At 69.5% G+C, this 25,886-nt stretch carries 20 protein-coding genes and 1 pseudogene; 16 read left to right on the top strand and 5 right to left on the bottom strand.

What is annotated here, in order from left to right:
• The 7 genes and pseudogenes from PHA29_RS05680 to PHA29_RS05650 all read left to right on the top strand — a co-directional run.
• Positions 1 to 1,511 (top strand): annotated as a pseudogene (locus PHA29_RS05680) (chromosome segregation protein SMC); the annotation flags it as partial.
• On the top strand, positions 1,511 to 2,428 hold the full coding sequence (ftsY, locus tag PHA29_RS05675; RefSeq protein WP_270403711.1) for a signal recognition particle-docking protein FtsY: 918 nt from the start codon (positions 1,511 to 1,513) through the stop codon (positions 2,426 to 2,428). The pseudogene PHA29_RS05680 and the gene ftsY, both read left to right, overlap by 1 nt.
• Positions 2,429 to 2,556: 128 nt before the next feature.
• Positions 2,557 to 4,035: a signal recognition particle protein gene (ffh, locus tag PHA29_RS05670; RefSeq protein WP_270848579.1), complete on the top strand. Its 1,479-nt coding sequence runs from the start codon at positions 2,557 to 2,559 to the stop codon at positions 4,033 to 4,035.
• A gap of 258 nt (positions 4,036 to 4,293) precedes the next feature.
• Entirely contained in the window at positions 4,294 to 5,142 is an 849-nt protein-coding gene (gene thyA, locus PHA29_RS05665; protein WP_270848578.1) for a thymidylate synthase, read from the top strand.
• A gap of 61 nt (positions 5,143 to 5,203) precedes the next feature.
• Positions 5,204 to 6,367: a dihydrofolate reductase gene (locus tag PHA29_RS05660; RefSeq protein WP_270848576.1), complete on the top strand. Its 1,164-nt coding sequence runs from the start codon at positions 5,204 to 5,206 to the stop codon at positions 6,365 to 6,367.
• A gap of 9 nt (positions 6,368 to 6,376) precedes the next feature.
• A complete protein-coding gene (locus PHA29_RS05655) occupies positions 6,377 to 6,745 on the top strand; it encodes a VOC family protein (protein ID WP_270848574.1) in 369 nt (122 codons plus the stop codon).
• Positions 6,746 to 6,753: 8 nt separating this feature from the next.
• Positions 6,754 to 7,668: a TrmH family RNA methyltransferase gene (locus tag PHA29_RS05650; protein ID WP_270848572.1), complete on the top strand. Its 915-nt coding sequence runs from the start codon at positions 6,754 to 6,756 to the stop codon at positions 7,666 to 7,668.
• Between the two features lie 116 nt (positions 7,669 to 7,784).
• On the opposite strand, the gene PHA29_RS05645 is transcribed toward PHA29_RS05650, so the two are convergent.
• The gene (locus PHA29_RS05645; RefSeq protein ID WP_270848570.1) at positions 7,785 to 9,191 is read right to left on the bottom strand and encodes an MATE family efflux transporter; all 1,407 of its coding nucleotides are present in this window, start codon (positions 9,189 to 9,191) and stop codon (positions 7,785 to 7,787) included.
• A 241-nt stretch (positions 9,192 to 9,432) separates the two neighbouring features.
• Here PHA29_RS05645 and ftsH point away from each other — a divergent pair, with 241 nt between their 5' ends.
• The 3 genes from ftsH to PHA29_RS05630 all read left to right on the top strand — a co-directional run bounded on the left by ftsH (position 9,433) and on the right by PHA29_RS05630 (position 13,257).
• A complete protein-coding gene (gene ftsH / locus PHA29_RS05640) occupies positions 9,433 to 11,340 on the top strand; it encodes an ATP-dependent zinc metalloprotease FtsH (protein WP_270848568.1) in 1,908 nt (635 codons plus the stop codon).
• 179 nt (positions 11,341 to 11,519) lie between these two features.
• A complete protein-coding gene (locus PHA29_RS05635; protein WP_270848566.1) occupies positions 11,520 to 12,542 on the top strand; it encodes an NYN domain-containing protein in 1,023 nt (340 codons plus the stop codon).
• A gap of 82 nt (positions 12,543 to 12,624) precedes the next feature.
• Positions 12,625 to 13,257 (top strand): zinc-ribbon domain-containing protein, encoded by a 633-nt coding sequence (locus PHA29_RS05630; protein ID WP_270848564.1) that lies wholly within the window; start codon positions 12,625 to 12,627, stop codon positions 13,255 to 13,257.
• 162 nt (positions 13,258 to 13,419) lie between these two features.
• On the opposite strand, the gene PHA29_RS05625 is transcribed toward PHA29_RS05630, so the two are convergent.
• On the bottom strand, positions 13,420 to 14,505 hold the full coding sequence (locus tag PHA29_RS05625) for an iron-containing alcohol dehydrogenase family protein (protein ID WP_270574652.1): 1,086 nt from the start codon (positions 14,503 to 14,505) through the stop codon (positions 13,420 to 13,422).
• A gap of 227 nt (positions 14,506 to 14,732) precedes the next feature.
• Here PHA29_RS05625 and PHA29_RS05620 point away from each other — a divergent pair, with 227 nt between their 5' ends.
• Positions 14,733 to 15,533, top strand: coding sequence for an MBL fold metallo-hydrolase (locus tag PHA29_RS05620; RefSeq protein ID WP_270848562.1), 801 nt, complete (start codon positions 14,733 to 14,735; stop codon positions 15,531 to 15,533).
• Between the two features lie 44 nt (positions 15,534 to 15,577).
• Here PHA29_RS05620 and PHA29_RS05615 read toward each other — a convergent pair whose 3' ends face one another.
• Positions 15,578 to 16,909: a hypothetical protein gene (locus PHA29_RS05615; RefSeq protein ID WP_270848560.1), complete on the bottom strand. Its 1,332-nt coding sequence runs from the start codon at positions 16,907 to 16,909 to the stop codon at positions 15,578 to 15,580.
• A 563-nt stretch (positions 16,910 to 17,472) separates the two neighbouring features.
• Between PHA29_RS05615 and PHA29_RS05610 the strand changes: the two genes are divergently transcribed.
• From PHA29_RS05610 to PHA29_RS05590, 5 genes are all read left to right on the top strand, one after another.
• Positions 17,473 to 18,657: a Cna B-type domain-containing protein gene (locus PHA29_RS05610; protein WP_270848559.1), complete on the top strand. Its 1,185-nt coding sequence runs from the start codon at positions 17,473 to 17,475 to the stop codon at positions 18,655 to 18,657.
• Positions 18,658 to 19,167: 510 nt separating this feature from the next.
• Positions 19,168 to 21,972, top strand: a complete 2,805-nt coding sequence (gene ileS / locus PHA29_RS05605) for an isoleucine--tRNA ligase (protein WP_270848557.1) — start codon at positions 19,168 to 19,170, stop codon at positions 21,970 to 21,972.
• Positions 21,973 to 22,096: 124 nt separating this feature from the next.
• Positions 22,097 to 22,675, top strand: a complete 579-nt coding sequence (gene lspA / locus PHA29_RS05600; protein WP_270848556.1) for a signal peptidase II — start codon at positions 22,097 to 22,099, stop codon at positions 22,673 to 22,675.
• Complete coding sequence (locus PHA29_RS05595; protein ID WP_270848554.1) at positions 22,672 to 23,685, top strand: RluA family pseudouridine synthase; 1,014 nt, start codon at positions 22,672 to 22,674, stop codon at positions 23,683 to 23,685. The genes lspA and PHA29_RS05595 overlap by 4 nt, the downstream gene beginning before the upstream one ends.
• A gap of 94 nt (positions 23,686 to 23,779) precedes the next feature.
• Positions 23,780 to 25,075, top strand: coding sequence for a glycosyltransferase family 2 protein (locus PHA29_RS05590; RefSeq protein ID WP_270405129.1), 1,296 nt, complete (start codon positions 23,780 to 23,782; stop codon positions 25,073 to 25,075).
• 18 nt (positions 25,076 to 25,093) lie between these two features.
• Here PHA29_RS05590 and PHA29_RS05585 read toward each other — a convergent pair whose 3' ends face one another.
• Both PHA29_RS05585 and PHA29_RS05580 read right to left on the bottom strand, forming a co-directional pair.
• Positions 25,094 to 25,393, bottom strand: a complete 300-nt coding sequence (locus PHA29_RS05585; RefSeq protein WP_270848553.1) for a hypothetical protein — start codon at positions 25,391 to 25,393, stop codon at positions 25,094 to 25,096.
• 48 nt (positions 25,394 to 25,441) lie between these two features.
• Positions 25,442 to 25,886: prepilin peptidase (locus tag PHA29_RS05580; protein WP_270848552.1), on the bottom strand; the 445-nt coding region annotated here is incomplete at its 5' end.

The following is a 25,886-nucleotide window of genomic DNA, read 5'->3' as shown; positions in this document are numbered from 1 at the left end:
CCGAGCCCGAGCTCGCCGCCGTGCTCGCGCACGCCTCCGAGCTCGTCACCGAGGCCACCGCGGCGCTCGCGCAGGCGCGCTCCGCGGACGGGGACGTCGCGGGCGAGATCGCGCGCCTCGAGGGCGAGCGGCGCTCCCTGCTGGCGGAGATCGGCCGTCTCGAGCAGGGGCTCTCGCAGTCCCTCGCGGAGCAGGCGCAGATCGAGCGCCGGCGCGCCCAGGCTGCCGCGGCCGTCGAGGAGGTGCGGCCGCGCCTCGAGCAGCTGGCCGCCGAGCGCGACGGGGCGCGGGTCCGCGCCGAGGAGCTCTCCCGCCGTATCGAGGACGCGTCCGACGACATCGAGCGCCTCCGGAGGGAGGACTCCGAGGCCTCCGGCAAGCTCGCCGACGCCAAGGTCCGCGCCGCCCAGGCGGCGGAGCGCCAGCGCAGCCTCGAGGCGCGCGCCCCTGAGCTCGCCCGTCGGCTCGAGGGGATCGACCGCCGCATCCGCGCGACGCGGCAGGCCTCCCGTTCGCTCGAGGTCCTGCGCCTGCGCGTCGATCCGCTCCACGACCGCTACCTCGCCCTCTCCGAGCGGGCCATGGACTGGGCCGCGCGCCTGCGCGACCAGGCCTCGATCGAGGAGGCGGACTCCGCGTCGCTCAAGAAGACCATCGCGGCCGCCCGCGCCGAGGTCGATGCCGCCAAGGCCGAGGTCGACGCCGCCACGGCCGCCCTCTCCGACCTGAAGGTCGAGCGCGGCCGCCTGGAGGTCCAGGTCGAGAACGCGATCGGCGCCATCACGGCGGACGGGACGACGGTGCTCGAGGAGGCGCTCGCCCTTCCCGCCCCCGACGACCGCGCCGCGGCGGAGCGCGAGCTCGCCGACCTCGCGCGGCAGATCAACAACCTGGGGCCCGTCAACCAGGTCGCCTTCGAGGAGTACGAGCGGCTGCGCACGCGCGCCGACTACATCGCCGCGCAGCTCTCCGACCTCGAGGCGGCCCGCTCGGCGCTCACCAAGATCACCGCCGCCATCGACCGCAAGATGCGCCGGCAGTTCCTCGCCACCTTCGAGAAGGTGGATGCGAACTTCCGCGAGGTCTTCGGCATGCTCTTCCCCGGCGGCCAGGCGCACCTGGAGATGACCGATCCCGAGCACCCCTCGGAGACCGGCATCGAGGTCGTGGCGCAGCCGCGCGGCAAGCGCATCGCCAAGATGACGCTCATGAGCGGCGGCGAGAAGAGCCTGACGGCGCTCGCGCTGCTGTTCGCGGTCTACCGCACGCGCACCGTCCCGTTCTACGTGCTCGACGAGGTCGAGGCGGCCCTCGATGACTCCAACCTCGGCAAGCTCATCGGCGCCATCGACTACCTGCGCCGAACCACCCAGCTGATCGTCATCTCCCACCAGCGCCGCACCATGGAGGACGCCGACGTCCTCTACGGGGTCTCCATGCAGGCCGACGGCGTCTCCCGCGTCGTGAGCCAGCGGCTCGATCGCGCAACAGGAAAGGTCGTGAACAACTAATGGGTCTATTCGACAGTCTCTCCCGCGGTCTCAAGCGCAGCCGCGAGGCCCTGAACGAGATCTTCTACTTCGGCGGCGAGGTCGACGAGAGCTTCTGGGAGGATCTCGAGGACACCCTCGTCATGGGCGACATGGGCGCCGATATCGCGATGTCGGTCAGCGACGACCTGCGCGACCTCGCGGCAAAGAACAACCTCAAGACCGCGCGGCAGCTCCGCGAGGCGCTCGCCGAGCGGCTCGAGGAGACCTTCACCGCCCCGTCGGCCGACCCCTTCTCGGACACCCCCTCCGTCGTCCTGTTCGTGGGGATCAACGGCGCGGGCAAGACGACCACGGTCGGCAAGATCGCCAGCGCCGCCGCGCGCGAGGGGAAGCGCTGCGTCATCGGCAGCGCCGACACCTTCCGCGCCGCCGCCATCGAGCAGCTCGACGTCTGGGGCGAGCGCGCCGGGGTGCCCGTGGTCAAGCGCGAGCGCGGCGCAGACCCCGCGAGCGTGTGCTACGACGTGCTCGACGTCGCCGACCGCGAGGGAGCCGACCTCGTCCTCATCGACACCGCGGGGCGCCTGCACACCTCCGCCGACCTCATGCGCGAGCTCGCCAAGGTCGTGAACGTGACCCGCAAGCGCGCGTCGAAGTGCGCGGGCGGCCCCATGCCCGTCCACGTGGTCCTCGTCATCGACGCCGCCACGGGCCAGAACGGGCTCAACCAGGCCATCGAGTTCAACGAGGCGCTGGGGCTCGACGGCGTCATCATGACCAAGCTCGACGGCACCGCGAAGGGCGGCATCGCCATGGCGGTCGCCTCGCGCCTCAAGCTTCCGATCCTGCGCATCGGCGTGGGCGAGCAGGTCGAGGACCTGCAGCGGTTCGACGCCCGCGCCTTCTGCCGGGCGCTCGTCGGCTGCGACGACTGACGGGGCGCCCCGCGGCCCCGTCCCCGGAGGCCCGTGCGGCCGCCCCGCAGGCCTGTCCGGGGCCGCGGCCGCACCGGCCGCAACGACGCGCGCGGATGCGCCGATAGATACCGAAAGGGGAGACTCCCGTGTTCAACTCGCTTTCCGACCGCCTGAACGACACCTTCGACCGCCTGCGCGGCAAGGGCAAGCTCACCGAGGCCGACATCACGAGCGCCATGCGCGACATCCGCATGGCCCTGCTCGAGGCCGACGTCAACTTCAAGGTCGTCAAGGACTTCGTGGCAAGCACCAAGGAGCGCTGCCTGACCTCCGAGGTCATGGACTCGCTCACCCCGGCGCAGAACGTCGTGAAGATCGTGCTCGACGAGCTCACCGAGCTGCTCGGCTCGACCGAGAGCAAGCTCGTGTTCTCGAGCCGCATCCCCAACGTGATCATGCTCGTGGGCCTGCAGGGTTCGGGTAAGACCACGGCCGCGGTGAAGCTCGCCTACCTGCTGAAGAAGCAGGGGAGGAGCCCGCTGCTCGCCGCCTGCGACGTCTACCGCCCCGCCGCCGCCGACCAGCTCGCCACGCTCGGCGGCGAGATCGGCGTGCCGGTGTTCCGCGGCGACGGCGCCCACCCCGTCGAGATCGCCCAGGGGGCCGTCCGCGAGGCCGTCGACCGCCTGCGCGACGTGGTGATCGTCGACACCGCCGGCCGCCTGCAGATCGACGAGCAGATGATGCAGGAGGCCGTCGACATCAAGCGCGCGGTCAAGCCCGACCAGGTCCTCATGGTGGTCGACGCCATGACCGGCCAGGATATCGTCAACGTGGTCTCGACCTTCGCCGAGCGCACCGACTTCGACGGCGTCATCATCTCCAAGCTCGACGGCGACGCCCGCGGCGGCGGGGCGCTGTCCGTGCGCGCCGTGACCGGCAAGCCGATCAAGTTCGTCTCGGTGGGCGAGAAGCCCGACTCGCTCGAGCCCTTCCACCCCGACCGCATGGCCAAGCGCATCCTCGGCATGGGCGACGTGGTGGGCATCATCGAGAAGGCCCAGGAGATGGCCGACGCCGAGCAGGCGGAGGCGGCCGAGCGCATGCTGCGCGAGGGCTTCACGATGAACGACATGCTCGAGCAGATGCGCGCCGTCAAGAAGATGGGCGGCATGAAGTCGATCCTCGGCATGCTCCCCGGCGGGCAGAAGATGCTCAACCAGATGGGCGGCAACCTGGATGAGTCGATCTTCGCCAAGAACGAGGCGATGATCATGTCGATGACGGCGGAGGAGCGGGTGAAGCCCTCCATCATCAACGGCCAGCGCCGCGCCCGCATCGCCCGCGGGTCCGGCACCACGCCCGCAGACGTCAACCAGCTCATGAAGCAGTGGGGCGAGATGAACAAGATGATGGGCCGCATGCGCGCCATGGCCGAGCAGGCGGGCGGCGGCAAGAAGGGCAAGAAGGGCAAGCGCGGCAAGAAGATGCGCATGCCCGGCATCCCCGGCATGGGCTCCATGGGCGCCAACCCCTTCGGCGGGGCGAACCCCTTCGGCGGCTCCGGCGGCGGCTCCGAGATGGACATGCTCCGCGAGATGGAGCGCCAGATGCGTCGCAAGTAGCCCTTGTCTCGAGGGCGGCTCAGCCCGCGGGCGCCTCGACGCGCAGCTGCACCTCGGTGAGGAACTCGCGAGGGTCCGCGGTGTCGCGGTTGTCGACCTCGTAGAGCTCTAACGGCGCGCCGCGGGCGGGACGCCCTTCCGCCCGCGGCGCGGGCCCCGCCCGCGGCCGTCCGGTCGCTGATTTATGGTGGAATCCGCGCCCCCCGTCCGGCCTGCCGTACAATGGTGTGCCGTGGACCGTTTCGAGAGGGAGCGCGCATGAGCAAAGCCGACGAGCTGTTCGTCTCCATGTGCCAGGGCATCCTGGACCATGGCACCACCACGGAAGGCGAGCGCGTCCGCCCGCACTGGGAGGACGGCACCCCCGCCTACACCATCAAGTCGTTCGGGGTCACCAACCGGTACGACCTGCGCGAGGAGTTCCCCGCGCTCACCCTGCGCCGCACGGCGCTCAAGTCCTCGATGGACGAGATCCTGTGGATCTACCAGCGCAAGTCCAACAACATCCACGACCTCAACTCACATATCTGGGACGAGTGGGCCGACGAGACGGGCTCGATCGGGAAGGCGTACGGCTACCAGATCGCCCAGAAGTCGCATTACCCCGAGGGCGATTTCGACCAAATGGACCGCGTCCTGTACGACCTCGCCCACACGCCGTATTCCCGGCGCATCATGACGAACATGTACACCTTCGCGGACCTCTCCGAGATGAACCTGTACCCGTGCGCCTACAGCGTCACCTACAACGTGACGCGCGAGCCGGGTTGCGACAAGCCGGTCCTGAACATGGTGCTCATGCAGCGCAGCCAGGACATCCTCGCCGCCAACAACTGGAACGTGTGCCAGTACGCGATCCTGCTCATGATGGTGGCGCAGGTCTCGGGCATGGTCGCCGGCGAGCTGCTCCACGTGATCGTCGACGCGCACATCTACGACCGTCACGTGGACATCGTCCGCGAGCTCATCTCCCGGCCCCAGTACCCGGCCCCGCGCGTGCGCCTGAACCCCGAGGTGACCGATTTCTACGCCTTCACCACCGACGACCTCATCGTCGAGGGCTACGAGCACGGACCCCAGATCAGGAACATCCCCATCGCCGTCTAGCGCGCCTCCGGCGCCTCGCCGGCTGGCGACCCGTATCCGCAAACCACCGAAGGAGCATCCCATGACCTGCAAGCTATCTGCCATCGTCGCGGTGAGCGACGACTGGGGCATCGGGTACGAGGGAGGCATGATCGTCTCCAACCGCGCGGATATGCGCCATTTCGTCGAGCTCACGACCGGCCACCCCGTCATCATGGGGCGCAGGACCCTCGAGAGCCTCCCCGGCGGCCGGCCTCTCAAGAACCGCAGGAACATCGTGCTCACGCGCGACGAGGGGTTCTCGTGCGAGGGCGCCGAGGTCGTGCGCTCCGTCGAGGAGGCGCTCGACGCCGTGGCGGGCGAGCCCGAGGCCTGGGTCATCGGCGGCGAGCAGGTCTACCGCGCCTTCCTGCCGCACTGCGCCCGCGCCGTCGTGACCAAGAACCACTGCCTCCGCCTGGCGGACACCTATTTCCCGAACCTCGACGAGGACGACGGATGGGAAATCGCGTCCGAATCCGATACCGCGCGCATCGCGGCTGACGAGGAGGACCACGGGATCGAGTACCGCTTCGTCACCTACCGCCGCGCCGGCACCGGAGACGCCGACGAGGAGGCTGCGGCCGCCGAGGAGCCCGTCGAGGTCCCGCACGTGCGCACGATGATCATGTACCGCTCCCGCCACCACGGCAACACGCGCAAGGTGGTCGAGGCCATAGCTGCCGCCTTCCCCGAAGACGTCGACACCGTCGATGTCGCCACCCTGGGCAAGGGCGAGAAGGTCGACCTGTCCGGCTACCACCTCGTTGGCGTCGCCAGCGGCATCTACCACGGGGAGATCGACCGCGACCTCGCCCGCGTGCTGCAGGCGTCCCTGCGCGACGGGGACTTCGTCTTCAGCCTGCTCACCTACGGCGGCGCGAGCAAGTGGTACGGCAAGGACGTGGACGGCATCTGCCGCGCCACCCGGGCGAACTTCCTGGCGGGGCACGGGTGCCCGGGTTTCGACACCTGGGGCCCCTACAAGCTCATGGGCGGCATGAACAAGGGCCGGCCCAACGAAGAGGACGTCGCCGACATGGTGTCGTGGTACCGCCGGCTCGTCGCGGATTACGGCGACCCGCTCATCGCCGAGTACGGCAAGCGCGCCGCGCGCGACGCCTGGAACGCCGCGCACCCGGACCCGACGATCGTCGACAAGCTCAAGAACACCGGGCGTCACCTGCTCGGACGCAAGCGGAACTAGGAGGGCGCCATGGCGTTCAAGATGATCCACACCGAGATCCACGTGCTCGACCTCGACCGCTCCCTCGCGTTCTACGAGGAGGCGCTCGGCCTCACCGTGCAGCGCGAGGTCGCCCCGGAGGACGGCTCCTGGAAGATCGTGTTCCTCGGCAACGGGGAGGCGGGCCACCAGCTCGAGCTCACCTGGAACGACGGGCGCACGGAGCCCTACGACATGGGCGCGCGCGACATCCACCTCGCGTTCGAGACCCCGGACATCGAGGCCGCCCACGAGCTCCACGAGCGCATGGGCTGCATCGTGCACGAGAACCCCAAGATGGGCATCTACTTCATCGCCGACCCGGACGGGTTCTGGCTCGAGATCGTGCCGCGCAGGTAGGGAAGCCGATGGGGAATCGACCGCAGTTCATCCGGATCGGCGACCTGTCCGATGCGCGGCTGGACGCCTACACGCGCCTCACGGAGCGCGAGCTGAGATCGGTCCTCGAGCCCGAGCGCGGCATCTTCATCGCCGAGAGCGCCAAGGTGATCGAGCGCGCTGTGGAGGCCGGGCTCGCTCCGGTGAGCTTCCTTTTGGGGGAGCGCTGGCTCGACCAGCTCATGCCGCTGCTCGAACGCGTCGCCGCGGAGCGCGCGGGGGAGGACGTCCCCGTCTTCGTCGCGCCCATGGAGCTCATGGAGCGGCTGACGGGCTTCACGGTGACGCGCGGCGCGCTCGCGGCGTTTCGCCGTCCGCCCATGCCCGAGGCCGGGGCGTTCCTGAAGCGTCTCGTGGAGCGCGCCGGCGACCGCCCGGTGCGCGTCTGCGTGCTCGAGGGCATCGTCGACCACACCAACGTCGGGGCGATCTTCCGCAGCGCCGCGGCCCTGAACGTCGACGGCGTGCTGGTGAGCCCCACGTGCTGCGACCCGCTGTACCGCCGCGCGGTCCGCGTGAGCATGGGCACGGTGTTCCAGGTCCCCTGGTGCCGTATCGGCAGCGACGCGCGCCATTGGCCCGCAGACGGACTCGCCACCCTGCGCGACGAGGGGTTCACGAGCATCGCGATGGCCCTGTCCGACGACTCCGTATCGCTCGACGACCCGAGCCTCCATCGGATCGGGCGCATGGCGATCTTCATGGGAACCGAGGGCTCCGGTCTTGCGGCGTCGACCATCGAGGGCGCCGACGTATGCGTCCGCATCCCCATGGCGAACGGCGTCGACTCGCTGAACGTCGCGGCCGCGAGCGCGGTCGCCTTCTGGCAGCTCTGCCCCCATGCGGACAACGGGTATCACTACCGGCCCGGCATGTTCGCCTGACGCGCCGTGTCGCGGGGAGGCTCCCCTCGACGCCGGAGCCCCGCTTGGCCCCTCATCTGACGGTGCGGCCTTTGTTCCCATGGTGGGTAGGGACGCCGTCCCACCGGCGCCATCGCTTAGACGACGCCGCCATTGAGCCGGGTGGCGCGGTCCTCGGCATGGCGCAGCCAATGGCCCCAATGATGGTAGGCCACGAACAGCGCCGCCGTGAGGATCCAGGTCACCGGGTAGACCATGAGCATCGTCTCGATGGCATGGTGCGCGGGAACCACCGCGAGCAGCCAGATCACGCGGAACACCACCGTGCCCAGGATCGTGAGCAGCATCGGGCGCAGGCTCTCGCCCGACCCGCGGATGGCCCCCGAGGTGTTGTCGACGATGGAGTAGAACGCGTAGAACGGCGCGATGAAGTGGATCATGAGGGTCGTGTACCCGGTGACCGCGGGGTCGTCGATGAACAGGCGGGACAGCGGCTCCACGAAGACCACGAGCAGGGCGGACATCGACCCGATGACCGCGACGGTGATGACGAGCGACGTGTGGTAGCCGCGGCGCATGCGCTCGTAGTTCCGGGCGCCGAAGTTCTGCGCGGCGAAGGTGGTCATCGAGACGCCGAGGGCCTCGGTCACCATCCAGATGAAGGCGTCGAGGCGCGCGGAGAGCCCCCATCCCGTGACGGCGTCGGTCCCGAAGGTGTTCACGGTCGACTGCAGGATGATGTTCGAGATCGAGTAGAGCGACGACTGGATCCCCAGCGGAAGGCCGCACGCGAGCATGCTCTTGCAGATGCGCCCGTCGATGCCCATCCGCCGCAGGTCGAGCCTCCATGCGCCGCGGGCGCGCATGAGGCGGCCGGTCATGAGCGCGGCGTTGACCGCGAGGGTGATCGCGGTCGCCATGCCGCACCCGGCGGCCTCGAGGCCGAGGACCGCGACGAAGACGACGTCGAGCGCGGCGTTGATGAAGCATCCGCTCGCGATGATGAGGGCGGGCGTGCGCGTGTCGCCCACCGAGCGCAGCAGGGCGGACCCCATGTTGAGCACGAGGGAGAAGACCATGGCAGCCGCGTAGAAGCGCGAGTAGGGGACCGCCTCGGCCATCAGCTCGGCGGGCGTGCCCATGAGCGCGAGGATCTGCGGGATGAACGCGACGCCCGCGACGGAGATCGCGAGGCCGAGGGCGACGGCGAGCGTCATGGCGGTGTGGACGGCGCGCGAGAGCCGCTCGTCGTCGCGGCTCCCGAAGAACTGCCCCGAGATCACCGCGCACCCCGCCCCGAGGCCGACCGAGAACCCGACGGCGAGCTCGAACAGCGACGCCGTGGCCTGGACGCCCCCGAGCGCGAGCTTCCCGCCGAACTGCCCCAGGATGAAGGTGTTGACCAGGGCGTGCGCCTGCTGGAAGAACGAGCTCAGGAAGATGGGGACGCACAGGAGCAGAAGCTGCCGCCAGATCGTCCCGCTTGTCACATCGAGCGACGCCGCCTGCGCGTGATGCGTGCCCGCCCGTTTCCCGAACGCCATCCGATCCCCCCGATCTCCCCGTCGACGCAGCATCCCCATGGTAGGAAGCACCCGCCCGCAATCGCGCGGCGCGCGGGGATTCACCGCCTCTCCATGCGGCGCGGGGCGCGGCGACGATCCGTTCGGCACCGTACGATCCGTTCGGCACCGTATGATTTCGCCCGCGGCCCTGTTTATCGCGCGGGCGCTTGGGTATCCTTGAACCATTGCCAATCCCGACCACGTAGTACGGAGTGAACGTATGGAGATGGACGACCACAAGCGCAGACGGAACATGATCCTCTACGTGCTCATCGCCTTCGCGCTCTACCTGGTGCTGAGCACCGTGCTGTTCCCCAGCATGCGCACGCAGCAGCAGGTGACCGAGGTCAGCTACAGCACCCTGCTGACGGACCTCGAGAGCAAGAACGTCGACAAGATGGATTACACGGCGGGCGACTCCGACGTGCTGTATACCCGCAAGGGGGAGGACGAGGGCGTCGCCTACAGGACCACCGCCATGCCGGGCGCCGAGGACACCCTCTCGCAGCTCATCATGGAGTCCGGTGCCGACACGAGCGTGACCATCCCGAGCAACGACTCGGGCACCTGGCTGTACCTGCTCATCACCTTCGCCCCGATCATGATCTTCATCCTGTTCGGCTGGTGGCTCAACCGCCGCATGAAGAAGGCCATGGGCGACGACAACCCCTCGATGGACTTCAGCAGCGGCTTCGGGGGCTTCGGCGCCGGCGGCCTGGGCAAGTCCGGTGCGCGCATCGTCGCCTCCAAGGACGTCGGCGTGACGTTCAAGGACGTCGCCGGCCAGGAGGAGGCCAAGGAGTCCCTGAAGGAGGTCGTCGACTTCCTCGAGAAGCCCGAGCGCTACGAGGCCATCGGCGCCAAGCTGCCGCGCGGCGCCCTGCTCGTGGGCCCTCCGGGCACCGGCAAGACGCTGCTCGCCAAGGCCGTCGCCGGCGAGGCGGGCGTCCCGTTCTTCTCCATCTCCGGCTCCGAGTTCGTGGAGATGTTCGTCGGCCGCGGCGCCGCCAAGGTGCGCGACCTGTTCAAGCAGGCCAAGGAGAAGGCCCCCTGCATCGTGTTCATCGACGAGATCGACACCATCGGCAAGAAGCGCGACGGCGGCGGGTTCTCGGGCAACGACGAGCGCGAGCAGACCCTCAACCAGCTGCTCACCGAGATGGACGGCTTCGATAACAAGAAGGGCATCGTGGTGCTCGCCGCCACGAACCGGCCCGACTCGCTCGACCCGGCGCTGCTGCGCCCGGGCCGCTTCGACCGCCGCGTCCCCGTCGAGCTGCCCGACCTCACGGGCCGCAAGGCGATCCTCGAGCTCCATCTGAAGGACGTCAAGGTCCAGCAGCCCGTGGACATGAGCGCCATCGCGCGCGCCACGCCCGGCGCCTCGGGCGCCGATCTGGCGAACATCATCAACGAGGGCGCCCTGCGCGCGGTGCGCATGGGCCGCAAGCTCGCCTGCCAGGAGGACTTCGAGGAGTCCGTCGAGGTCGTCATCGCCGGCCAGCAGCGCAAGTCCACCGTGCTCTCCGACCATGAGAAGCAGGTCGTGTCCTACCATGAGATCGGCCATGCCATCGTGGCGGCGAGCCAGACCGGCTCCGCTCCGGTGACCAAGATCACCATCGTCCCGCGCACGAGCGGCGCGCTCGGCTACACCATGCAGGTTGAGCAGGATGAGAAGTTCCTCACCACCAAGCAGGAGGTCCTGAACAAGCTCGCGGTGTACTGCGGCGGCCGCGCCGCCGAGGAGCTCATCTTCGGCGAGATGACCACCGGTGCCGCCAACGACATCGAGCAGGCGACCAAGCTCGCGCGCAACATGATCACGCGCTTCGGCATGTCCGACGAGTTCGGCATGATGGCGCTCGGTACCGTGCAGAACGCCTACCTCAACCAGGACACCTCGCTCACCTGCGCGCCGGGCACCGCCGAGCGCGTGGACGAGGCCGTGCTCAAGCTCATCACCGAGGCGCACGAGCGCGCCCTGCAGATCCTGCGCGAGAACAAGTTCAAGCTGCATGAGCTCGCGCGCTATCTCTACAAGAAGGAGACGATCACGGGCGAGGAGTTCATGACGCTCATGAAGCGGGAGAACCCCTTCATGCCCAAGCCCGAGCAGCAGAGCTGATAGGGAGCACTCCCACACAGGCGCGCCCCCGACCCCGACGACCGGGGCCGGGGGCGCGCCTGTGCCCGCTTGCGAGACCCTCCTTCGCACGCCCGGTGCGCGGATCTGCATACGTCCATGCGCGCAGCACGGGATGCGGGTACCATCGGGTACGGATATCTTCGAGAATCGAGGTGCACATGCCCAACGCCTACAGTTCCGATCCGCGCTTCGCCATCCTCATCGACGCGGACAACATCTCCGAGAAGTACATCAAGATCGTCCTCGACGAGGTGGCGAACTCCGGTATCGCCACCTACAAGCGCATCTACGGGGACTGGACGAGCCCCCGGCTCGCCAGCTGGAAGAGCTGCCTGCTCGACAACTCCATCATCCCCATGCAGCAGTACAGTTACACCTACGGCAAGAACGCCACGGACTCCGCCATGATCATCGACGCGATGGACATCCTGTACTCCGGGACCGTCGACGGGTTCGCCATCGTGAGCTCCGACTCCGACTTCACGCGGCTCGTGGCACGCCTGCGCGAGAGCGGCATGCAGGTGATCGGGATGGGCGAGCAGAAGACCCCGCAGCCCTTCATCTCCGCCTGCAACCAGTTCAAGTACCTCGACCTGCTCTACGCCGCGCGCAAGGCGGAGGAGGCCGACGACCCCGCGGACGGCGATGCCGAGGACGCCGACGGGGACGCGCCGCGCCCGCGCTCACGGAGGCGCCGGGCCTCGCGCGGGGGCAGGCGCCGCGACGCCGCGGAGGCGCCCGGCGAGGCCCCCGAGGCCGGGACCGATCAGGATGCCGACGCCTGCGACGGGGAGGCGGGCTTCGCCGATGCGCAGCCCCGCCGTCGCCCCGGGGACGCCGGCGGCCGCGTCTTGGCGTCCGAGCCCGAACCCGTGTCCGATGACGATGAGGACGACGCCGTCGACTTCGGCGAGATGAGCCGCGCCGACCGGCGCCGGCATCTCAAGAAGATCCGGGAAACGGTCAACACGATCGTGGACCAGTTCTCCGATGACGACGGCTGGGTCTCGCTCGGGCAGCTCGGCGACCAGCTCGGCAAGCGCCTGCCCGATTTCGACGTGCGCAACTACGGGTTCAAGAAGCTCCGCCCGTTCCTGAAGTCCCTCGGTGCCTACGAGTTCGACGAGCCCGGCGGCGCCAACGGCCAGCGGCAGATCTACCTCCGCGTCAGGGAATCTTAAACGCTCGCTTATCGAATCACCATCCGACGCCGTCCGGGATGGTCCATACTTGAGGGGTCGGCACTAGGTGAAAGGACGGGACATGGGTTTTCTCGACGATGTCCAGGCTTCGGTCAACCGCGGCGTCGCAGGGGCCAACCGCGGCGTTGAGTCCATGAAGCTCAAGAACCAGATGAACGATGCCATGAAGCGTCGCCAGCAGCTCGCCGCGCAGCTCGGCGCGAGCCTCTACGAGGTCACGCGCGAGGACGCCGCGCTGCGCTCCGGGCGCGAGGCGCTCTACGACGGGATCGCCGCCATCGACCAGGAGCGCGACGCCATCCAGGCTCAGCTCGACGAGCTCGAGCGCCAGGCGGCCGCCGCCGCCCAGGCCGCCGTGAGCATCGAGTGCCCCTTCTGCCATACCCGCATCTCCGCCACGGATATGTTCTGCTGCGGCTGCGGCAAGCCCATGGCGGAGATCCAGGCGGCCTACGCCGCAGCTCAGGCGGTCCCCGCGGAACCTGAGCCCGCCCCCGCCGCGGCCCAGGCGGTCTGCCCCGCGTGCGGGTCGCCGGTCAACGAGGGCGACGCGTTCTGCATGAACTGCGGGGCGAAGCTCGGCGCGGCGGCTCCCGAGCCGGCGCCGGAGCCCGCGGCCCATCCCGCTTCCCCGGACCAGCCCGCGGCACCCGCGCCCGACGCGGCGCCGTCCGATGCAGGGGAGCAGGCCTGACGCACGCAAGCGCCCCCGCCGCGTGACGGGGGCGCCGCGACCGCGGTCGCACGGGGCCCGGGGCAGCCGCCCGAGCCGTCCCGTTCCATGGACGCCGCCGTCCAAGGAGCGGGGTGCGGTTCGGCAAACGGCCGCCCCGGGCCCCTTCGCATGCGCCGGGCGCTAGAGCAGCGAGCGGCCGTAGGCGTCCGCCGCCTCGATCGCCGCGATGAAGCGGGCGTCCTCGAAGGGCTCGGGGTTGCCCTGCTTCCATTCGTTCGAGACGTGCGCGTACTCGGTGAGCTCGGCGAGCCGGCTCCCGTCGAGCCCGATCTGGGCGAGGGTCACCGGCAGGCCCATCTCCCGGTTGAACGAGGCGTAGCGCTCGAGCTCGGCTCGGTTCCCGGCGTAGGCGAGCATGACGAGGACGCCGAAGGAGACGACCTCCCCATGCAGGTAGGTGCCGGGGCGCTTCACGCCCGTGGAGCCGTTGTAGAAGGCGTGGGCGAGCGTCGAGTTGTAGTAGAAGTCCGGTTGGTTCGTGAGGTTCGACACGTAGCCGGTGTTCACCACGATATCCAGGGCTATCTGGCGGACCGCCTCGCTCGAGCGGCCGGCGCGTACGTCGGCGAGCCCCTGGACGCCCCAGGTCATGAGCGGTTCGGTGCAGGTCCGCGCGAGCGCGAGGCCGAGCCGTGCGGTGTGCCCGAGCTCGCGGGTGCTCGTGGCCCACTCGACCTCCGGCTGCTTGGAGAGCGCGTCGCCGATGCCCGCCCAGAAGTACTCGGCGGGGGCCTCCGCGATGATCTGGGGGTTGATGAAGATATGCGCGGGGCAGGGCGGGTAGGCGTAGCCCTCGAGCGACCCGTCGTCGTGGTAGATCACGGCGATGGCCGTGGCCGCGGAGCAGTTGGAGCAGATGGTCGGCACAGAGAACACGGTCTTGCCGAGCTCGCTCGCCGCGGTCTTGACGGTGTCGATGGCCTTTCCGCCGCCGATGGCGAAGGCGACGTCGGCCTCGGCGAAGGCGGGGTGCGCGACCAGCCTGTTCACGTTCGTGCGGGTTGAATCCGTCCCGTAGACGACGGTGTCGAGGATCGCGACGCCGGTGCCGGCGAGCGCCGCCGTAATCCCGGGGGCGGCGGCGTCGAGCGCGCGCCTGCCGCCCACGAGCACGACAGTCTTCGCGCCGTATGCGGCGAGGGTCTCGGGGATCGCGTCGAAGGCGTCCTCGCCCACGGTGTAATCGCTCATCTGAATGGTGCGCATGGAACCTCTCTTCGGTCGGGAACGGGAATACCCGTGCAGCATTATAGGGCTCCCGGTCGGGCGCCCCCGCCTCGTCCGTATGCGAGCCTCCCGTCGCGTCGCCCTTATGCATGCCGGCCATCGTCCCATGCGGCCGGCCCGCTCGCGCGCGGATGCGCGGCGCTCTGATGCCGCGAGATCCCGTGCGGTTGCGCTATCCTGACGGGGGCGAATCGAAGGAGGACGCCATGGACATCACGTTTCTGGGCACCGGCAACGCGCAGGCGACCGCGTGCTACAACACCTGCTTCCTCATCAGGGACGACGCGCGCCGGCTGCTGGTCGATGCGGGCGGGGGGAACACCATCTTGAACCGGCTCGCGCAGGCGGGCGAGGACTGGCGCGATGTACGCGACATCATCGTGACGCACAAGCACATCGACCACCTGCTCGGCGTCGTCTGGCTCATGCGCATGATCTGCCAGGGCGCCCAGCGCGGCACCTACGAGGGGGAGGCGCGCCTGTACGCGCACGACGAGGTCATCGGCCTGCTCGATCAGATGGCGCACGCCCTCCTCGGGGAGAAGGCCGCCTCCCAGCTCGGGCGCGCCCTGCATCTGGTGACGGTCGCCGACGGCGAGACCCGCGGCATCATCGGGCACGACGTGACGTCCTTCGACATCCGCTCGACGAAGGCGAAGCAGTTCGGGTTCAGCTTGGACCTGGGCGCGGGCAGGCGCCTCACCTGCTGCGGGGACGAACCATATAACGAGTGCGAGCGCGCCTACGCCGAGGGCGCCGCCTGGCTCCTCCACGAGGCGTTCTGCCTGCACAGCCAGGCCGATATCTTCCGTCCGTACGAGAAGAGCCATTCGACGGTGAAGGACGCCTGCGAGCTGGCCGAGCGGCTGGGCGTGGAGAACCTCGTGCTGTACCACACGGAGGATCGGACGATCGAGTGCCGGCGCGAGCTGTACACGGAGGAGGGGAGCGCGTACTTCCACGGGAACCTGTTCGTCCCCGATGACCTGGAGACCCTGGAGCTCTGAGGGTCCCGGGCGCGGACGGGACGGGGCCGCACGCCCCGTCCCGGTCACCTGCGCATGCCCTCCTGCATGAGCTCGGCGAGCGTGCCCTCGGCCCAGCTGTAGTTCTTGAGGTAGCTCCCGCGGAAGTCGGCGCCCGCGTCGGCGGAGCCCGAGAGGTGGTCGAACAGGTCGCACGAGACGAGCTCGGGCACGATGCGCCGCTTGCCGCGGACGGACTCGACGATGCCGCCGACGCCGTTCGCCTCGAGCGTCCGGTTCAGCCGGAGCGCGACCTTGCGGCACCTCGTGCGCAGCTGGCCGGTGATCGGCTCGTTCTCCCAGAGCGCCGTGATGATGTCCGCCGAGGTCACGTACCCGCCCCTCCGGTCGACGAGCAGCGCGAGCAGCTCCTTGGCCTTCTCGCTGCGAAACGCGATGGGCCGGCCGTCAACGAAGACGTCGAAGTACCCGAAGGTCCTGATCGTCACGCGCGGGTCCCCGTTCCCGCGGCCGGCATCCGCCTCCCGGGGCGCGGCCCCGGCTGGGCGCGCACGCGGAACGAGGGCTGCGGGCTCGTCGGACGCAGCCCGGTCCACGATGCGCGAGCAGAGGAAGAAGCCCCCGCCCTCGGCGTCCATGAGGACCGCCTCCCGCAGTCTCCCGCCGCCCGCCGCCTCTCCCGCACCCGTGAACTCGATGCGCTGCGGCGATTCGGATGGGAGGTTGTTGCCCTCGCCCGCGTGGCAGGCGTTCTCGACGAACGCGCGCAGGCCGGCGCGCTCCCACGGGGCCGCAAGGTGCTCGACGAGGTAGTCCAGGGCATCCGTCAGGCTGATGCGAAGGGAGCCCAGGCGCGCGATCCGCTCGTCCCGCTCGAACCTGAGGCAGCGGGCGCGCCGCTCCCCCGGCTCGATGAGGAACACGACGTCGTATGCGAGCGCGAGCTCCTTCGCCCTGCGGGCGCGGCTCCTCGAGCGCGCGATGTCGCGCTTGTGCGTCACGTCGATCATGACGAGCTGGCAGACGGCGTCCTTCCGCCCCGTCGCGTCGGGCAGCAGCGAGAGCCAGCAGGCTATCTCGATCGGGGTCCCGTCCGCGCGCCTGATGCGCGCGTCGAATTCGGCGGGGGGTTGCGATGCGCTCCCCGCGTCGAGCAGGGCGTGGAAGGAGCTCAGGTCCGCGAGGGGGACGAGCCGGTCGATGCTCTCGCTGACGGATGCCCTGAGCGCGCCGTCGGAGGAGCCGATCCCGACGATCCTCCAAGCCTGCTCGTTGGACCCCACGATGGCGAGGGTGTCCCGTTTGAAGCGTACGATTCCGACGGGCGTCGCGCCGTCGGCCTCCGGGATCGGGGCCGGCGGGCGCTTCGCGGTGTACGGCGGGCGTTCTGCGTGCATAGTGGTCTTCCGTTCGGTCGATGTCGGGGGTGCCCCCCGGTCTGGTCGGTAGGTCGGTAGGCGGTTGCGGGGAAGTGTAGGGTCGAGGGGTCCGCGATCCGTTCCCCTCCCGTGCCCCGTGCGGCGGGTTCGGCCGCGCGCGGTGGCGGGAGGCTGGGTCCCATGCCCGCTTGCGTTCGGGCGGCATGCCGCGCGCGGTCCGGCCCCGCGCGGGAACGCAGGCGGCATCGCACGGGTCCGTGGCGGCGCGGTGCCGCCAGGGCGCGCGAGCGTGGGAAAAAGGTGACAGGCACTTTTTTCCCAATTTTCCCATCGGCGCGATGCCGCCAGGTCGCGCGAGCGCGAGGGGCCGGATGCGTGTCTTCGAGCTAGATGCCCCTGCCGGACGGTGCAAGGCGCGGTTCCGGCGATTTACCCACTGAAACCATAGTTTGCGCACAAGCACGGTCCCACCGGGTACCGAACGGGGAACGGATGGAGTCCGGTCCCCGCTATAGGGTGTGTTCCGAGATACACGGAAACGAGGGCGCCCCGAGCGGGGCCGCCTGAAAGGAAGGTGCGACATGGCGCGACGGAAGCGCTTGGCGGTGGTAGCGGGTGCGTTCGCAGCCGCGGCCGCCGGGGCCCTGCTGCTCTCAACCGGCCCCCATACGGCCGCGGCGAAACCGGAGGCGCATGCGATCCTTATCGATGTGCGGAAGCTCTGGTATGACGAGGAAGGCAAACCTGCCAAACCGGGGGCGGACTCCGTGAGGGTCCGCGTGAAGGTCGATGCGGTCGAAGAGGACGGGTATCCGGTGGAAGACCCCTGGTACTACCTCCAGTATCCGCAGGGCTCCGGTCAGGATGAGATCTCGGAGGAGGGGCCCGACGGTGTCGTCGGGACCGACGACGACTGGACGATCGTGCTCAACGAGGAGTGCGGGTGGGGCGCCTCCATCTGGTTCCGCAACAGCACGGATGCATGGCCCAAGCTCCGAGGCGTCGAGGTGGAGGAGCTCGACGTGCCGGACGGCTACGCGAGCGAGGTCTCGACGGACCTCAATCTCGATGACGACGACCTCGACAGACGGGATTTCGGGTACATCGATGTCATCAACCGCAAGAGGCCCTCGACCGTCTCCGTGGATGTCGCGAAGCGCTGGAACGACGGCGACGACGAGCGCGGCATCCGCCCCTCCGAGCTCACCGTGCACCTGCTTGCGAACGGGGAGGACACCGGCCGCGAGCTCGAGCTCACCGCAGCCGGCCCCGACGGGGCGCAGGGGACCGCTGACGACTGGACGTCCCGGTTCGAGGGGCTCGATGCGAAACGCGGCGGGAGCCCGATCGAGTACACGGTCAGCGAGGATATGCCCGAGGGCTACCGTGCCGCGGGGGATCCCGAGCCCACGCAGGGGGGATTCGTCCTCACCAACGAGCTCGTCCCCGTAACGCCGGTCGACCCCGCCGAGCCCGGGAAACCCGACGACCCGTCCGATCCCGGCGGCCCCGTCGACCCCGGGACGCCCGATGTGCCCACCGCGCCCACCGGACCCGGAAATCCCGGAACGCCCGATGACCCTGCCGACCCCGCCGGTTCCGTCACGACCGCTTCCAAGAAGAAGGGCGGCGGTTCGGACGGGCGCTCCGCGCTCCCGAAGACCGGCGATGCGGCCGAGCACGCTGTCTTCGCCGCAGCGGGCGCCCTCGCCGTCGCGACAGGGGCGACGACGGCCCTCCGGCGGCGTGAGGAACGGCGGCGGTAGCCCCTCCGCCGTCCGATGGGCCCGGTCGCCGTGACGCGGGGGAGTCCTCGCCGTCATGACGACAGGGTCCCTCTTCGTGTCCGTCACATGCACCCGTCCGCGTCCTGGCAGCGCGGGCGGGTGCGTGCTACAATACCGCCCAATGGCTGTGATGGGGAGGAGTAGCCGGCCCCCGCGCGCATCAGAGAGCAGGCGGTAGCTGTGAAGCCTGCGCGCGCGACCGTGCGAATATCACCCCGGAGCCGCGGCCCGAACGAACGGCCCGCAGGATGCACCGCCCCCGCCGAGGCGGGGTGCATCGCGAACCGGGCTGTTCCAGTAGACGTCGCCGGGATGGTCGCCGTCATAGACCAGCCGAGTAACGGGCGCGGGAGCGCCTTAAGCTGGGTGGTACAGCGAGGAGCTTGCACGCGGCCGCCGGTCCGCGACTACGTCTGAGCGCTTCGTCCCAGCTTGCACGGGACGGGCGCTTTTTTCTTGGGAGGCGCCCCCGATCCGAAAGGGGTATTCGTGGCAAACGAGTACAAGGGCACCATGAACCTGCCCAAGACCAGGTTCCCCATGCGCGCCGCCCTGGCGCAGCGGGAGCCGGAGCGCCTGCGCCGCTGGCAGCAGGACCGCGTGTACGAGCAGATGCTCAAGAAGAACGAGGGGCACGGGAAGTTCATCCTGCATGACGGCCCCCCGTATGCGAACGGCCCGATCCACATCGGCCACGCCATGAACAAGATCTCCAAGGACATCATCGAGCGCTACCAGGCGATGCAGGGTCTCGAGACCCCGTACGTCCCCGGCTGGGACTGCCACGGTCAGCCGATCGAGCACAAGGTCGAGGAGATGCTCGGCACCGAGAAGTTCAACGCGACCCCGACCGACGAGATCCGCGAGCTGTGCCGCAAATTCGCGGTCGAGAACATCGACCTGCAGCGCGAGGGCTTCAAGCGCCTGGGCGTCCTGGGGGATTGGGACCATCCCTACCTCACCCTCTACAACCAGCACGACGCCGCTGACATCGAGGTCTTCAAGGCCATGTTCGCCCGGGGGATGATCTACCGCGGGCACAAGCCGGTCCACTGGTGCAAGCACTGCCACACCGCGCTCGCCGAGGCGGAGATCGAGTACTCCGATGAGACGAGCCCGTCGATCTACGTCCGCTTCGAGCTCACCTCGAAGCCCGCGGGCCTCGAGCCCTTCGACGGCCCGGTCGATTTCGTGATCTGGACCACGACCCCCTGGACCATCCCGTCCGACCAGGCCGTGTCCCTGAAGCCCGGCGCCGTCTACACCGCCATCGAGCATGACGGCCGCGCCGAGATCATGCTGAAGGACCTCGCCGAGAAGGTCTGCGGCATCGCCGGCTGGGAGCCCACCCCGGTCATGGTCGACGGCGCGCCCTACGAGGTTCCCGCCGAGACCTTCGACCACCTGCACTACAAGCAGCCCGTCTTCGACGGCGTCGAGGGCGTCGCGCTGCTGGCGGACTACGTCGGCACCGAGGACGGCACCGGCATCGTCCACAACTCGCCCGGCCACGGCGTGGACGACTACTACGTCTGCATGAAGGAGGGCATGGACATCTGCATGCCCGTCGACGACGACGGCAGGTTCTACGTCGGCGACACCTTCGGCACCGGCGGTCCGTTCTCGGGGATGGACACCGACGAGGCCAACCCGCATATCATCGAGTTTTTGCGCGAGCGCGGCACCCTCGTCGCCAGCGTCAAGATCACCCACAGCTACCCGCATTGCTGGCGCTGCAAGAACCCCGTCCTGTTCCGCGCCACCGACCAGTGGTTCGTCTCGATGGACAAGACCGGGCTGCGCGATGAGGCGCTCGACCAGATTCGCAACCATGTCCGCTGGTATCCGGCGCACGCCGCGAACCGCATCGGCGCCATGGTCGAGCAGCGCCCGGATTGGTGCATCTCGCGTCAGCGCAACTGGGGCGTCCCCATCCCGAGCTTCACCTGCGCGGACTGCGGCGAGAAGGTCATGAACGACGCCACCCTCGATGCCGTGATCGCGCTGTTCCGCGAGAAGGGGTCCGACGCCTGGTTCACCGACGCGCCCGAGAGCTATCTCGGCGACGCCTGCGTGTGCCCGAAGTGCGGCGGCCGTCACCTCAAGGCGGACCGCGACATCCTCGACGTGTGGTGGGATTCCGGCGTGTCCTGGCGCGCGGTCTGCGAGGGGCGCGAGGAGCTCGATTACCCGGCTGACGTCTACCTGGAGGGCTCCGACCAGCATCGCGGCTGGTTCCAGAGCTCCCTGCTCACGAGCGTGGGCGCCAACGGGGTCGCGCCGTACAAGGCGGTCGTCTCGCAGGGCTTCACCCTCGACGGGCAGGGCCGCAAGATGTCCAAGTCCCTCGGCAACGTCATCGACCCCAACAAGGTCTGCGACGAGATGGGCGCCGACATCATCCGCCTGTGGGTCGCCTCCGTCGACACCTCGACCGACGTCGCCATCGACCACGAGATCCTCGCCCGCACGAGCGACGCGTACCGGCGCTTCCGCAACACGTTCCGCTTCCTTCTCGGCGAGATCGAGGACCAGTTCGACCCCGAGACCGACGGCGTCCCCTTCGCCGACCTGCTCCCGCTCGACAAGCTGATGCTCGCCCGCCTCACCCTGGTCCAGGCGGACGTCGACGAGGCCTTCGCCTCCTACGAGTTCAACCGCGTCTACCGCACGCTCTACGATTTCGTGGTGACCGAGCTGTCCAACGTCTACCTCGACGCCCTGAAGGACCGCCTGTACTGCGACCCGGTCGGCTCGCTGTCGCGCCGCAGCGCCCAGACGGTCCTGTCCGAGCTGCTCTCGATGCTGCTGCGCGACCTCCAGCCCATCCTCGCCTTCACGTGCGACGAGGTCATGGAGTTCGCGCCCGCCGGCTGCCGCGACCATGTCGAGCACGCGGCGCTGCTCTCCTGGTACCGCGCGCCCATCTCCGTCGAGGAGGCGGAGGCGTACCGCCCGGTCCTCGAAGCCGCCCTCGACCTGCGCGGCGTCGTCACCAAGGCGCTCGAGGAGGCGCGCGCCGCCGGGACCTTCACCAAGAGCCAGGCGACGCGTGTCGTCGCCACGGTCCCCGAGGAGGCCTACGGGCTGCTGACCGGCCCTTACGCCTGCGACCTCGCCGAGTTCTTCATCGTCTCCGAGGTCGAGCTCGCCTGCGGCGAGGAGCTCTCCGCGACCGTCGAGGCCGCACGCGGGGAGTGCTGCGACCGGTGCTGGAACTACCGCGCATCGACCGGCGCCCATGGCGGGCACGCCCACGTCTGCGACCGCTGCGCCGCGGCCCTCGGGGCGTAACCGGGCGCCCTGCGCGCAACTGACCTGTACCCGCGGGGCGCGCCGTCCGGGCCGCCCCGATGTCCGCCCGCCTGCGGCAGAAGCCGTCGGCGGGCGGACGGCAGAGGAGGGAGGCGCCTCGACCTTGAGCGGCACCACCGAATTCATCCCGCCGCGCTGTTGGCGCGCGACGACCGCAGCGCTGCTCTTCGCGCTCGTGCTGGCCACCGACCAGGCGACCAAGGTCGTCGTCCGCGCCGCCGTGCGCGCCGGGTTCGTCGCGCGCGACTTCATCCCCGGCGTGGTCGAGCTGCGCTTCGCCGCCAACACCGGCGCCGCCTTCAGCCTGGGGGAGGGCTTCGGCTGGGCGTTCGTCCTGCTCGCCGTCGCGGTGACCTGCTTTTGCGCGTGGTACCTCCGCCGCGCCCCGCTCATCTCGAAGCTCGAGGTCGTGGGCTTGGCACTCGTCGCCGCCGGCGCGGTCGGAAACGCGGTCGACCGCGCCGCCTTCGGCTACGTGACCGACTTCATCGCGACGCAGTTCATCGATTTCCCCATCTTCAACATCGCGGACATCGGCATCACCTGCGGTGCCGCGATCGCGTTCATCGGATTCGTGTTCTCGCCGGCGAACAAGGTCGACGCCACCGCCGAGCTCGACCGCCGAGACGCGGAGGCGCGCGAGCGCCGCGCGGCGCGGCGCGGACGGAGGGAGGGCCGATGAGCGCGGACATCCGCCTGCTCGTGACCGAGGAGGGCGCGGGCACCCGCCTCGACGCGTTCCTCGGCGCCCAGCCGGGCTGCCCCTCGCGCTCCGCCTGCGCCCGGCTCGTCGAGGCGGGGGCCGTCGCGGTGAACGGCGAGGTCTGCACGTCCAAGAAACTCGTCTTGGCGAGCGGGGACCGCGTCGAGGTCGAGCTGCCCGACGACCCGGAGCCCGGCGCCGTCGTGCCGGAGGCCATCCCCTTGGATATCCGGTACGAGGACGACCACCTCATCGTCCTGTCCAAGCAGCGCGGGCTCGTCTGCCACCCCGCCCACGGCCACGACTCCGGCACCCTGGCCAACGCGCTGGTCTACCATTGCGGTATCGACCACCTCGGGACGGTGCAGGGCGAGGACCGCCCCGGCATCGTCCACCGCCTGGACCGCGACACCTCGGGTCTCATGCTCGCGGCCAAGGACGATGACACCCAGCGCGCCCTGCAGGACCTCATCCGCCTGCGGACGCTCGACCGCCGCTACATCGCGCTCGTCCACGGCTACATCGCCATGGACGAGGGGACCGTCAACACCGGCATCGCCCGCTCCACCCGCGACCGTGTCAAGATGGCCGTCTCCGACGACCCCTTCGCCCGCCAGGCGATCACCACCTTCCGCGTGCTCGAGCGCTTCGAGGCCCGGCGCGGGGACGAGGGCTACACCCTCGTGGAGTGCCACCTCTACACCGGCCGCACCCATCAGATCCGCGTGCATATGCGCCACATCAACCACGCCCTGGTGGGCGACCCGCTCTACGGGCGGGGCGGCGATCGGGCGAACCTCGGCCTTACGCGCCAGTTCCTCCATTCGTGGCGCGTCCGGTTCACGCACCCCGTGACCGGGGAGGACATCGAATGCCGCGACGAGCTCCCCTGGGACCTCGCCGCCGCGCTCGAGGAGCTCGCCGACCGCTCGATGGGCCGCACCGAGGCGGGGGAGCGCATCGTCGGCCAGCTCGGCCTCTATCTCTGAGCCCCGCTGTGACACATAAGCTCCACCACCGGGAAGGACGGCTGCGATACACTTGAGCGCATCGTCTCGGCCGTCCACTTCGCGAGAGGCCCCCATGCTGCTCGATCTGTCGAACATCACCCCCATCGTCGCCTTCAACTTCATACTCGGCGCCCTGTTCACCGTCTGCTTCCTCTACCAGGGGGTCTTCTTCCTGGTCGGGATCCTCCGCGGCGAGGTCAGGCTCCCACCCGCCAAGCGCAGGCACCGCTACGCGTTCTTCATCGCCGCGCACAACGAGGAGGCCGTCATCGCCAACCTCGTCCGGTCCATCAAGGAGCAGGACTACCCGTCCGAGCTCATCGACATCTTCGTCGTGGCCGACGCCTGCACCGACGACACGGCGCGCGTGGCGCGCGAGGCCGGCGCCATCGTGTACGAGCGCAACGACCTCGCGCGCAAGGGCAAGAGCTGGGTCATGGACTACGGGTTCGACCGGATCCTCAACGAGTACCCGGGGCGCTACGAGGCGTTCTTCATCTTCGACGCGGACAACCTGCTGTCCCGCGACTACGTCTCCATCATGAACGACGCCTTCGATCAGGGGTACCTCGCGCTCACGAGCTACCGCAACTCCAAGAACTACGGGAGCTCCTGGATCTCGTCGGCCTACGCGACCTGGTTTCTGAGGGAGGCGCGGTTCCTCAACAACGCGCGCATGATCTGCGGGACCTCGTGCGCCGTCTCGGGCTCGGGCTTCCTGGTGTCCGCGAAGATCATCGAGGGGATGCACGGCTGGGATTTCCACACCCTGACCGAGGACATCCAGTTCTCGACCTTCTGCGCCATCCACGGGGTCAGGATCGGCTACGCCCCCGCCGAGTTCTACGACGAGCAGCCGGTCACCTTCGCGGCGTCCTGGAAGCAGCGCATGCGGTGGACGAAAGGGTTCTACCAGGTCTTCTTCACCTACGGCTCGCAGCTCGTGAAGTCCTTCGCCATCCTGCGCCGCTTCGCCGCCTACGACCTGTTCATGACCGTCGCGCCGGGCAACCTGCTGTCGCTCATCTCCGTCCTCGTCAACGTGACCTTCCTGATCGTGGGGTCGCTCTCGCACGGCTTCCTCGCCACCGACCGCGAGCTCGCCATGTGCTTCGGGTCGATCGCGATGACCTTCGGTTCCATGTACCTGACGTTCTTCGTGCTCGGGCTGCTGACCACGGTGCTCGAGCGCGGGCACATCCATTGCCCGAGCCGGCTGCGGGTGTTCGCCAACCTGTTCACCTTCCCGCTGTTCATGTTCACCTACATCCCCATCACCGTGGCCGCGCTCTTCCTCAAGGTGGACTGGGTCCCCACCCAGCACGGCGTCTCGGTGACGCTCGACCAGGTGATGGACGGCGCGAAGTAGGCGGCGGCAGCGTCCCGCTCAGACGCCGATGCCGTACGGGTCCCGCATGCGCGCATCCTGCTCGTAGAGGTCCCAGGGCAGCTCCTGCGCGCTGTCGGCCTGCGGACCCGCCTGCGCGGCGTAGGGGGCGTCGGCGGCGATGACGGTGTAGAACAGCAGGGCGACGGCGGCCGCGAGCAGGGCGGCGACCCCCATCACGGCTGCGGTGACGATATACGCGAAGGCCGAGCCGTTCGTCTGGCAGGCGGTCGAGGCGCTGGCGCTCTCTATGGGCCGCGCGCCCGGAGTCCCGCCGCAGGCGGGCTCGTGTGCTTCCATGGTGATCCTCCCCGTGGGTCCGACCGCTCGATTATAGGACAGAGCGCCTCAGCGCGCCCGCATCGCGCCGACGGCGAGCAGGACGAGGAACGCGGGCACGCAGAAGGGGAGGAGCGGGAGCGCGCGCCTGCGGGTCGCTGCGGCCGCGGCGGCCAGTGCCGCGAGACCGCAGGCGAACGATGCCGCGCCCGCGAAGGGGTGCGCGACCATGACGGCGGCCAGGTACTTGATGTCCCCGCCGCCCAGTCCCCGCTCGCCGCGCGCCGCGCGCCAGGCCGCCTCCAGGCAGGTGAGCGCCAGGCAGGCGGCCGCCGCGAGCGCGCACCGGTGCATCAGGCCTCGGGCGCCGGACGACGAGGCGGCGAGGGCGCAGGCGCAGGCCGCGTTGAACGCGGCGAGCCCGTTGGGGTAGCGCGAGCGGCGCGCATCGATGACCGCGGCCGCCAGAAGGCCGCAGACGAGCAGGGTCAGGGTCGGACCGGTCACGGCGGCC

It is taken from the genome of Candidatus Collinsella stercoripullorum (assembly GCF_027669965.1).
Classification (GTDB): domain Bacteria; phylum Actinomycetota; class Coriobacteriia; order Coriobacteriales; family Coriobacteriaceae; genus Collinsella; species Collinsella stercoripullorum.
Note: the sequence above shows the minus strand (reverse complement) of the source record. Positions and strands in the feature narration are given on the sequence as shown.